This window comes from Psychrobacter sp., from assembly GCF_035469765.1.
In the GTDB taxonomy this organism is placed as follows: Bacteria; Pseudomonadota; Gammaproteobacteria; order Pseudomonadales; family Moraxellaceae; genus Psychrobacter.
In genome coordinates, this window is record NZ_DATIRM010000191.1 from 1 (window position 1) to 9880 (window position 9880).

12 protein-coding genes are annotated in these 9880 nt (G+C 41.5%); 5 read left to right on the forward strand and 7 right to left on the reverse strand.

The genetic code is table 11. From position 1 onward, the window contains the following. From VLN09_RS05490 to VLN09_RS05510, 5 genes are all read left to right on the forward strand, one after another. The coding region (locus tag VLN09_RS05490) for an ABC transporter ATP-binding protein (protein ID WP_325244443.1) at nucleotides 1-418 on the forward strand (418 nt) is incomplete at its 5' end. Between the two features lie 658 nt (nucleotides 419-1076). After that, entirely contained in the window at nucleotides 1077-1724 is a 648-nt protein-coding gene (locus VLN09_RS05495; RefSeq protein WP_325244445.1) for a hypothetical protein, read from the forward strand. 82 nt (nucleotides 1725-1806) lie between these two features. Next, entirely contained in the window at nucleotides 1807-2325 is a 519-nt protein-coding gene (locus VLN09_RS05500) for a BLUF domain-containing protein (protein WP_325244447.1), read from the forward strand. A 57-nt stretch (nucleotides 2326-2382) separates the two neighbouring features. Then, nucleotides 2383-2820, forward strand: coding sequence for a BLUF domain-containing protein (locus tag VLN09_RS05505; RefSeq protein ID WP_325244449.1), 438 nt, complete (start codon nucleotides 2383-2385; stop codon nucleotides 2818-2820). 101 nt (nucleotides 2821-2921) lie between these two features. After that, nucleotides 2922-3257 (forward strand): IS630 transposase-related protein, encoded by a 336-nt coding sequence (locus VLN09_RS05510; RefSeq protein WP_325244451.1) that lies wholly within the window; start codon nucleotides 2922-2924, stop codon nucleotides 3255-3257. A gap of 263 nt (nucleotides 3258-3520) precedes the next feature. On the opposite strand, the gene VLN09_RS05515 is transcribed toward VLN09_RS05510, so the two are convergent. The 7 genes from VLN09_RS05515 to VLN09_RS05545 all read right to left on the reverse strand — a co-directional run bounded on the left by VLN09_RS05515 (nucleotide 3521) and on the right by VLN09_RS05545 (nucleotide 9877). Next, a complete protein-coding gene (locus VLN09_RS05515) occupies nucleotides 3521-4222 on the reverse strand; it encodes a DUF1003 domain-containing protein (RefSeq protein ID WP_325244453.1) in 702 nt (233 codons plus the stop codon). A gap of 138 nt (nucleotides 4223-4360) precedes the next feature. Further along, nucleotides 4361-5005 carry a cytochrome c gene (locus tag VLN09_RS05520; protein ID WP_325244455.1) on the reverse strand — a complete coding sequence of 215 codons (645 nt, stop codon included), beginning with the start codon at nucleotides 5003-5005 and terminating at the stop codon, nucleotides 4361-4363. A gap of 66 nt (nucleotides 5006-5071) precedes the next feature. Beyond that, complete coding sequence (locus VLN09_RS05525) at nucleotides 5072-6685, reverse strand: flavin monoamine oxidase family protein (RefSeq protein WP_325244458.1); 1614 nt, start codon at nucleotides 6683-6685, stop codon at nucleotides 5072-5074. Between the two features lie 77 nt (nucleotides 6686-6762). Continuing rightward, complete coding sequence (locus VLN09_RS05530) at nucleotides 6763-8118, reverse strand: cytochrome c (protein WP_325244460.1); 1356 nt, start codon at nucleotides 8116-8118, stop codon at nucleotides 6763-6765. A gap of 88 nt (nucleotides 8119-8206) precedes the next feature. Then, nucleotides 8207-8821 (reverse strand): YceI family protein, encoded by a 615-nt coding sequence (locus tag VLN09_RS05535; protein ID WP_325244462.1) that lies wholly within the window; start codon nucleotides 8819-8821, stop codon nucleotides 8207-8209. A 109-nt stretch (nucleotides 8822-8930) separates the two neighbouring features. After that, nucleotides 8931-9560, reverse strand: a complete 630-nt coding sequence (locus tag VLN09_RS05540) for a DedA family protein (protein WP_325244464.1) — start codon at nucleotides 9558-9560, stop codon at nucleotides 8931-8933. Between the two features lie 182 nt (nucleotides 9561-9742). Further along, nucleotides 9743-9877: a VIT1/CCC1 transporter family protein gene (locus VLN09_RS05545; protein WP_325244466.1), complete on the reverse strand. Its 135-nt coding sequence runs from the start codon at nucleotides 9875-9877 to the stop codon at nucleotides 9743-9745. Between the last annotated feature and the right edge of the window lie 3 nt (nucleotides 9878-9880).

Here is a 9880-nt window from a genome sequence, read left to right on the forward strand (position 1 = left end):
GTTTCATCATCTGATACAAGCGTTTAGTGCCTTAGATAATATCTTGATGCCTCTAACGTTGACACAGGGTCGTCCGGATAATCTTGCTATTCAAAAAGCGCGAGAGCTACTGGCAGCGGTTGGTCTAGAGCGCTTCGCTGATAGTAAACCTAACGAGCTCTCAGGCGGTCAGCAACAGCGTGTGGCGATAGCACGAGCCTTGATAACTGAGCCTGCATTGTTATTGGCTGATGAACCTACGGGTAATCTTGATACCGTTACAGCTGGCGAGGTGTTTGAGCTGTTCCGCAAAGTCAATCAGGAACGTGATTGTGCGGTATTGATAGTCACTCATGATCCGCGCTTGTCAGCATCTTGCGATCGAACGATTAATTTGGTTGATGGTCGTATTGAGAGTGATGTAGTCAGTCCAAAATAAAAGAGATACAACCCATATTATGAAACAGTTTAGGCAGATCGTTCTCCATTCACCCTAGGCGTAAAAACTTTGCTTGTACCCACTTCTTTTTCCCACTCGAGCACAGTTCTCGTCTTGCACTCGGGCAAAGCAGTGCTTTGCTTTATCCTCGCTCATATCCATCACAATCACGCATTTAGTCTTAATGCTTGTAATCAACGTATGTTTGCACCAGTGATAAAATATGCTGCTGTTAATATTTTTCTCAAAGTATAGTCAATCCACTATAAAATAAATACAGCGCTACTTGGATAAATTTTGCGTAGCCTTTTTTGGGAACGTAGTACGCTATCGTAGCTGCATTCTTTTCATTTAGGATTGACTATATTATCAATTTTTATATTGAAATTTATAAAAACTACCTTTCATACCTTACTATAGACCGTTTGTTCTATCCGATTTAATTAGTACTAACAGTTTATTCATGAGATTGATATACTCCCCTCAACTAAATAATGTAGTTGACTTTAAGTATTAGGGTTTTATTTAAAGAACTACTTAACAACAAATGCAGATCAATCAGAGTTTGGCCATTTAATGGCTTAAAACATAAAAAATTATTTGGGTTAGCGTCTTACAAGCAAGGTGCATACCTTACTGCCAGTACTGAGTGTAAAGAATGAACTACGGTGATGTGTTTCGAAAAAGTGATTTGGGTAGAGAAGAAATAAAGTCTCAAGGTCTCGGTATATTGCCGCGAGAAGCGAGAACATTATTGATCATGATTGATGGTAAGCGGACGTATCAAAACTACTTAGATACGCTTAATAATAGCAAAATGTTTGCAGATTTTGGTGGCGTCGGGCCTTTATTTGAACTGCTTTTGGAGCTTGAGTGTATTGAAATAGCTGGTGCTACTAATACGGGTCTTCAACCTTCTACTCCTCAGGCGCCCACCATACCCCAATCGCCAATCGCTGAGCACTCTCAATCAACACGCAACTCATTTGATAGCAGTACTGAGACAGAATTTGACCGTACCTTCAATAGTAAGAAACCCAATAAAATTGCAGATATTGGTAAAAAATCAATAGGCAGTATTTTTAAGTCAAAAGTGTCTGACGCCCACTATAGCACCATCAAATCGGACTTGGCGACCTATATCGAAAAAAATGCACCACCTGCAGAGGCGTGGGGTTATTTACTAAGCTTAGAGCAGTGTGAGGACAGCGCCCAGTTATCGTTATTGGTGCACGAAGTACAAAAGAGTAGTAATGGCAATTTATCACATGGTATGAGTGAATTTATTAAAAGGATTCAACAGTAAAGTTAGAGCAGCGATTAACTGGTTATTAAAAGCAACGGGGCTGACTCGTTTTACAAATCTAACAAACTAATTGGAAAAATTTATGGAATCAGTTGAACTTTTAGAGTCAAATCGTTTAAAAATGCTGCATGGTGAGCATATTATTCTACGTATGACCTACATCAGCCGTTACAATAACGACAACCTCAATGGCGAGGTAACTCGCATCCTTGAGCAAGCTCAGAAAAATAACGAGCGCAATGGCATCACTGGTGCCTTAGTATTTAACCACAATTACTTTTTACAAAGTATTGAAGGGGCAAGGCCAGTTATTAATGGGCTGCTTAGAAAACTTGTCCAAGATGAGCGGCATCATTCTCTACAAATTGTAGAGTGCCGTGAAGTTGAGCAGCGCCAATGGAATAAATGGTCAATGAAATATTTGATTCCAAGCGATGAAAATAAAGGCCTTGCGTTGAAGTTTTCGACAGGCAATCAATTCAATCCTTACTTGATGAGCACCAACCAAATCATGATGCTGATTGATACGCTATCAGAGCTTCAAGAGCAAGAAGAAAAGAGTACCTCTCAGAAGAAAAAGCCTTGGTATGCTCTTGGCTAATCGATTGACCTCTATAGAGGCGATCCGCCCCCATAAAATTTGTATAAGAGAAAAAATATGACATCAGTAAATGCAGATGCCCACATTCTAATGAGCATGACCTATGCCAGCCGCGCAAACCCAGATGTATCGGCCAGCGACTTCAACGAGATATTGCAACAAGCACAAGTAAATAACGCTGCCAACGGTATCACTGGAATGCTGACGTTTAATAAAGATTATTTTTTGCAGACGATAGAAGGCCCAAGAGCGCAGATTAACCGCTTGCTATACAGTCTTATTGTAGACCAGCGACATCATGATCTACAGATTATTGAAACGCGTGAATTAAAGCATAGAGAATGGTCGAAATGGTCTATGAATTATGCTTCTCCGACCGAAGAAAATGCCGCAATTTACTTGAAGCACTCTACCACTATTGGCTTTAATCCATATCTGCTGAATGCCGAATCCGCCCATGGGTTGATGAATGAGCTGAGTGCTCAAAAGGGCTAAATAAAGGCGGTAATTTCTTAAAGGAAGTGGCAGGGTTTATATAGTCAGTTCAATATAAAAATGTTATAAACGCAATTAACTAAACCAACAGTCAAAAAATCATGACCTACTCCTTAGACTTTCGCAAACAAGTACTAAAAAGCTTAGATGATGGCATGACGTTCACTCAAGCTGTCGACTTTTATAATATTAGCCCAACCACTATTCAGAAGTGGAAGAAGCGTATTCATAGCAAAATAACCAGACAAGTTAAGCCTCATAAGATAACTGATGAGCGCTTACTTAAAGATGTAAAGGACTATCCAGACAGCTATCACTATGAACGGGCAAGACGTTTAAAATGCAGTAAATCAGGGATTTGTGAAGCCCTAAAGCGTCTAGGTATTACTCAAAAAAAGACACTCGTGCACAATCAAGCGAGCGCTTTATCAGAGTAAGCTTGAGGGCTTTAAAATTGAGGGCTATCCCATTGTGTATATGGATGAAAGTGGCTTTGAGGCTGAGACCATGTGTAGTGGTCAACTAATTTTGGACATCTGATAAGAGGTTTTTATCATCTAATAAATTAGAATGTAGATTTGCATTTACTAAAATGGATATGTAAAAGTGGTTAAATCTTTCATTCGTACCGCTTGCAACTACTTTTCCAACATTGAGTTTATATTTGATGGCCATACTTACGGATAAGATAGGGATTATCTTATTGCTTTTTACTCATTTCAGATAACAAGTCGAGTTGTATTTCTTGTATTTCAGCGAGCCTGTCCCATTGATGCATTAAAAGATGATCCAGTTTTTCATGCAAGTGTTTTATTTCAAGCTCGGCTTTTAAGTTAATTTGATAATCATTTTCTGAGCGCAATCGGTCTTTGGTTTCTTGCCTATTTTGGCTCATCATAATTATAGGTGCTTGAATAGCAGCGATACAGGATAATATTAAATTTAATAGAATAAACGGGTAGGGATCAGCAGGACGTGTGACCATCACTACGGTATTGAAGACAATCCAAATGGCTATAAAAATAGCAAAACAGATGAGAAATGACCAACTACCACCAAAGGTTGCAATTTTATCTGCCAATCGTTCAGCGAAAGTCCATTTTTGATCTAGAGTTTTATCAATATTTTTGGTGATGAGTTCATGTTGTTGCATACTTTTAATCAATTCAGATTCAAGAGCTGTTACCTCACCTTTTTCAGACTTTATCGATGAGTGAACATACCTCATCCGATACTTACTTAAATCCGTTTGGCAAATATAATCTTTAGGTAAGCATTCGGGGAAATCATGCAAAATTTCTTCTGTAATTGCTTTTCGTATGGTGCCTATAGGAGTAAGGGTTTTTACAGGATAATTTTGTCTACAGACAATACATTGATAAAAGCCATTTTTTTTATTCATAGTCACACTCTTTTTAGTCATTAGCGTGTTATTGCTTAGCGCTATCATTAAATAATGAACCAAGCCATTAAAATCACTCTCTTTTATGATGACTTAACTCAAGCAAAGAGTTTCTAGAAAGCACCTTTTACAATAAAACTATTCACTAGGATCAGAACCCGGTGGAAAGTCATGACGGAGCTGAGTGACATTGGCAGCTGTGACGGTATCGCTAAAATGATTTAAATCACTGTGCACATATTGAGTGACCGCTGCTATTTGTTCATCGTTCATCATGCTGTGAAAAGATGGCATACCACGCAGCCCATTCATGACAACACTAATAAGATCGTATTTTGATTGCATCTTACTGTTATCAGCAAGCGGCGGATAGTAACCCGCCCCCTTTGCGCCCTTACCATCTTGCATATGACAGCCTGCACAAGAATCATCATAGAGCTTTTTACCATTAGTAGTAATAAACCCCTTTTTACCTTCAGAGCTACCCTCAAATTTTGCTAACCACTTTTGCAAGCTAGCATCTTCTGCCATTTTTGGTAGTGAGCTTACATCGACGATATTGGCTCTTGGCAACCTAAGCGCTTCTTTGGTCATATAGACTGCACCCCACGCACCATTATTGCGACTGGCTTGATTATCAAAGACCATTTGTGTGGCTTGTTGTTGACTGGCGAGAGTAACAGCGTTGGCTTTAGTGGATTGGCTACAGCCTGATAGCGCGACTGTGCCACCGATACTTAGTATCACTATCACAGTAAGCAGCTTTGGGTTTATCATGTCCATGATTACCTCTAAATTCATTATTGTTATCACTACTTAAGGAATGTCACTCATCAACAATCACTTCAACTAACCCAGCTTCTTTGCCTTTTGATGTAGTCGCCGAGCAGCATCCATGCCAGATAATATTGCGCCTTCTTGCCATGCTGGAATATGTGAGCAGTGCTCACCGGCCAACACGATACGGTGATCAATCGCGCATAGCGTATCGTAGTACTGATCACGGCTTGATTCACTCCAAATGCCATAGCAACCGAGCGACCATGGAATACGATGCCAAGCGACGGACGTCCCAGAGCGGAACTCTTTGGTATATTGCGGATGAATATGTTTGCCATACTGTAGTGCCGAAGCAATACGCTCTTTTGGATTCAGCGTATTAAATCGATAAGAGGCTTCTCCAAATCCATACGCGCCGAGTAGTACCCCTGAACCTGTGGTAAACATATCGTGTGAGGGATAGGAGATTTGCGAGATTGGCATATCGGTATAGCTGATACCGCCATAAATCCATTCATCTTCTTCCCAAAAGCGGCGTTTAAACTCCAAACCCACTTTATAGGAGGTGTCATAAGGTACTGCTGCCATCGCTTGCTTCATCGGCGCTGAGACGTTAATGTCAATTTGGGTCAATACTGACAGTGGGATATTGCAGATACACCAGTCAGCGCGCACAATTTTAGTTTCGCCATCCAGATTGTTACTAATGCTATTACTATCGACATAATCGACAGTGACGCCGCTCTCATCTTGATAAATCTTAGTGACTTTGGCATTGAAAGTAATCATGTCTCGGCATTCGCGAGTGAACGCATCACCGATTTTTCCCATACCACCGACAGGTTGGAACATCGCTGGTTGATGGTCATATGTCGTATAGTTGCTATAAATATCTGACCACAGGCCCGAATTTAATAGTTTGTCCATCGGTATCGGTGTCGAGGGTTTGGCATCAGGCATTAAACCGCCACCGGGGTAAACGCTATAACCGCGATGCTTACTGGTATGATGGCTCTTGACATAGCGATAATTGTTATCAAGGACACCCCAACCTTTTAGGCCTTCTAATAGCTTCTCTTTGTCCTCTTTATTAACCGTCTTATCAAGGCTACCGGTATTAACTGCTTTGGATAATAGCTCTGAGACATAACCCCGTATGTCGCTTTGCACCTCGCCTAAACGCTGCGGTGCACCATTGAAATGGGTGGTGCGGTGTAGATAGGCACGGTCATTAGTTTGTATAAAGGGCTGTAGTGCCACGCCAAATTTTTTACAATAATGGAATACCGCATAATGATGAACAGGCAATCGCCATGGTCCACCGTTAAAATAATTGCCTTTTTTAAAGTCGCAAGTCACCTCGCCGCCGCCAAGCTCAGTATATTTATCACCAGCGTTTAGTGTCCAACTGCGACCGCCCCCGCGATTTTGAAATTCAAGAACGGTGACTTTATAGCCGGCTTTACGTAGCTCATAAGCGGCAGTAAGTCCACCAAGTCCTGCGCCAAGTATCACAATGCTCGCACCAGCAGGCGCACCCTTTAAATTCATCTCTTGTTTAAAGCTAGATTCAGAAGCAAATCCTAACGTAGTCATCGCCTGATACATTGCCGTCGCTCCTGCGGTCTTACCAATCATTGATAGCAGTTGCCGACGGGTGGGCGATTGAAGCATATCATTCATTTTATTATCCTTATTATAGAACCGTCATCCATTACATCAGGTGGTACTAGGTGTTTTTATAGCGGGTTTTATATTACTTACTTTAATATGCGTTTGACGTCAGCAGCACTCACATTACTACTTGGTAGACCACCGAAATTTATCCGCACATAATTGGTAATGCTGGCAATCTGCGCATGACTTAACTCTTTAGAGAAACCGGGCATTTTGGGTGCGGTATTTAACGCTCCTTTTGCGCCATAAGCAATCACATTGATTAAGGCGTCTGGTTTAACCCGACGAATACTACTCAGTCCTACGATGGAAGCGTAACGAGCATCAGGCTGCGCGTAACCATCTACTCCGTGACAGCTAGCACAGGCAGCAAGATATAGCGATTTTGGTGAGTTATTAGTATTAGAACCAGCATTAGTAGTGGATTTTTCCTGCGCCAGATAGTCTTTTTGCTCTATTAAATTATAAGTAATAGAACGACTTACCGGATTTGGCAACCGTGACGTATCTACAGGTATCAAATAATCGTCTGTCTTAATGATAGGAACGATTTTTAGATAAGCAGCCATAGCGCTTAAGTCCTCATCGGTTAGATAGCGGGTACTGTGGGCGATGGCTTCTGCCATAGGACCACCAGCATAAGCACGTTTATCGAGCATGCCAGTGCGTAGATAATTGACGATATCATCCTCGCTCCAGCGCCCGATACCACTGTCATTATCTGGAGTGATGTTGGGTGCATACCACTTACCAAGCGGCGCGCCAGATAGATACTTGTCTTTATCCAGACCTTGAGTAAGGTTGCGCGGTGTATGACAAGTGCCGCAATGTTCCAAGTTATTAACCAGATATTCACCGCGCTGCTGGGTTTGGGTGAGCCCTGCACGATTTTCGGTAGAAGGCACGTTAATCACATTCCAAGCCAGCATTAAAGTACGGATATTCAATGGAAAGGGTAATCTAGTAGTTTTTTCAGGTGGCTCCTCTACTGGAGGTACAGTTTGAAAGTAAGCAAATAATGCACTGATATCCGCATCAGCCATACCATGATAAGACGGATAAGGCATCGCAGGATAAAGCTGATGAGTGGGCGCACGGCCTTTTTGCAGGGCTTTTTTAAAGTCAGTTTCGGTATAGTTGCCGATACCATAACGTTGCGAGGGCGTGATATTGGTCGAGTAAATATTACCAATCGGTGTTTCAATCGCTACGCCGCCGCTATAGTCCTCGCGATGACAAGCCATACAGTCAGCAGTACGGGCAATGTAGGCACCGCGATTGGATAAATCACTATTCATGGGGCTTACATTGGGTAAGCTAGTAGTAGGGCTGATATTGAATGGGCTCGGCACATGAGGTGAGCCTGCGCTATCAGCCATGACAGCGCTAGAAGCCATACTAAGTACAAGTGCTGATAACATTATAGAAATTGGCTTCATACTATCCTCGCGAGGCTGGAAAAAACTAATTTTTAACAACTTTGGCTATGACTCTATGACACGCTAATTGTTTACTGAACTTAAAAAACTACTGTTTAGACGCTTCGACTTGAATATTTAAAGTCAGATTTTTAGTCATGCCGAATAAGACATATTTTTTGATATTCCACTGAGTACGGTCAATAGTGGCGGTAAAATTACCTCCACAGACCGTGTTTTTAAGTGGAGAGCTCAAGTAGCAATTAAATTTGGTCGCCAGTAAGCTAATAGGGTGGGTCTGACCATTTAAGGTTAGCTTGCCATCCACCCGTGTGACCTTTGGGTTTTCTTTGTCAGAGGTGAAATGCCATTTGCTAGACTCAAAATGCGCCAATGGATACTGTTCCATATTAAAAAAATCAGGACCCATCAGTTTGAGAGTGAAGCTTTTGTTGCCTGTGTTTAAGGATTTTATGGGGATAATAAGAGAGATGTCGCCGGTTTTTGCGCTCGGATCATACTGGAGTATTCCCGTCACATTATAGAAGCCGCCAGTGGCGGCAGAGGTTTTAAGGTGGTCAATAGCGAAACGTACGTTAGAGGTGTCAGGCTCAATTTTATAGGTGGCGGCAAAGCTACTGACCGTAAAACCTACCAGTAATAATAGCGTGCCTAATGGCTTGCAGTAATGTAATAGTACTTTGTCAAATACAAGCTGGCTCATGACAATATTCCTTTGTTGTGTAATCTTACTTATGACACGCCCTAGCTCTGTCTTATTAAAATGAATACAAAGGTCATTATCTAAAGCAGATAAACAAGTACGTTTTTAATTAAATGTTATTGATATTACGCCTGGCAGTTAAACGACGTTTCATAAACCAAGCAATAATGATAACGATAGCAAGTAATAAGAAACCCTTAGAGTAAGGCGCTAGCATAGTCTCAATCACTTCGTAGTTTTCACCAAAATAATAGCCAGCAACGGTCAGTAAGGTTGTCCAAATACTTGAGCCCAAAGCAGTAAATGCCAAAAAAGGAAGTATTGGCATTTTACTCATACCTGCGGGGATGGATATAAACGAGCGAATACCCGGTACCATACGTCCAAAAAAGACCGCTTTGTTGCCATGTTTATCAAACCAAACACTAGAGGATAGTATGTCGCTAGGCTTAATGAACACGTATTTTCCGTACTTTTCAGTAAATACCATTAAGCGATCTTCATTCAGTAAGCGTCCTAAATAATATAAAGGCAATGCTCCTAGCACTGAGCCAAGCGTACCTGCTAGGATGACCAGTATTAAGTTTAAATCACCTCTTGCCACCGCAAAACCGGCGGCTGGCATGATGAGCTCAGAAGGTATGGGTGGAAAAACATTTTCGGCAAACATAGCAAAGATAATACCGATATAACCAAACTTTGCCATGATAACCAGCACCCACGCGCTTACTTGACTCATTGCACTACCTTGTTAAGTAACTGATGTGATTTTTTGAACCATGAGCCAATACATCATACATTTTTATCTCTATCATCATAACTTAACTTGCCGTTAAGATAGCGTTAAGGTTATTGCTAATCTGAAGCATAGCGTGAATAAAGTAGGAAAAAGATAGCGTGTTTATAGGAATAAAGTGCACTCTAGACAGCCACCCCGAATAACCGGCCAATCAACGCTGTGGCGAGCATCGCCAATACACCCCATACCACTACACGAGTGGTAGCCTTAACAATGGGCGCATCACCCAAGCGCGCCGATACCACGCCAAGTAGAATTAA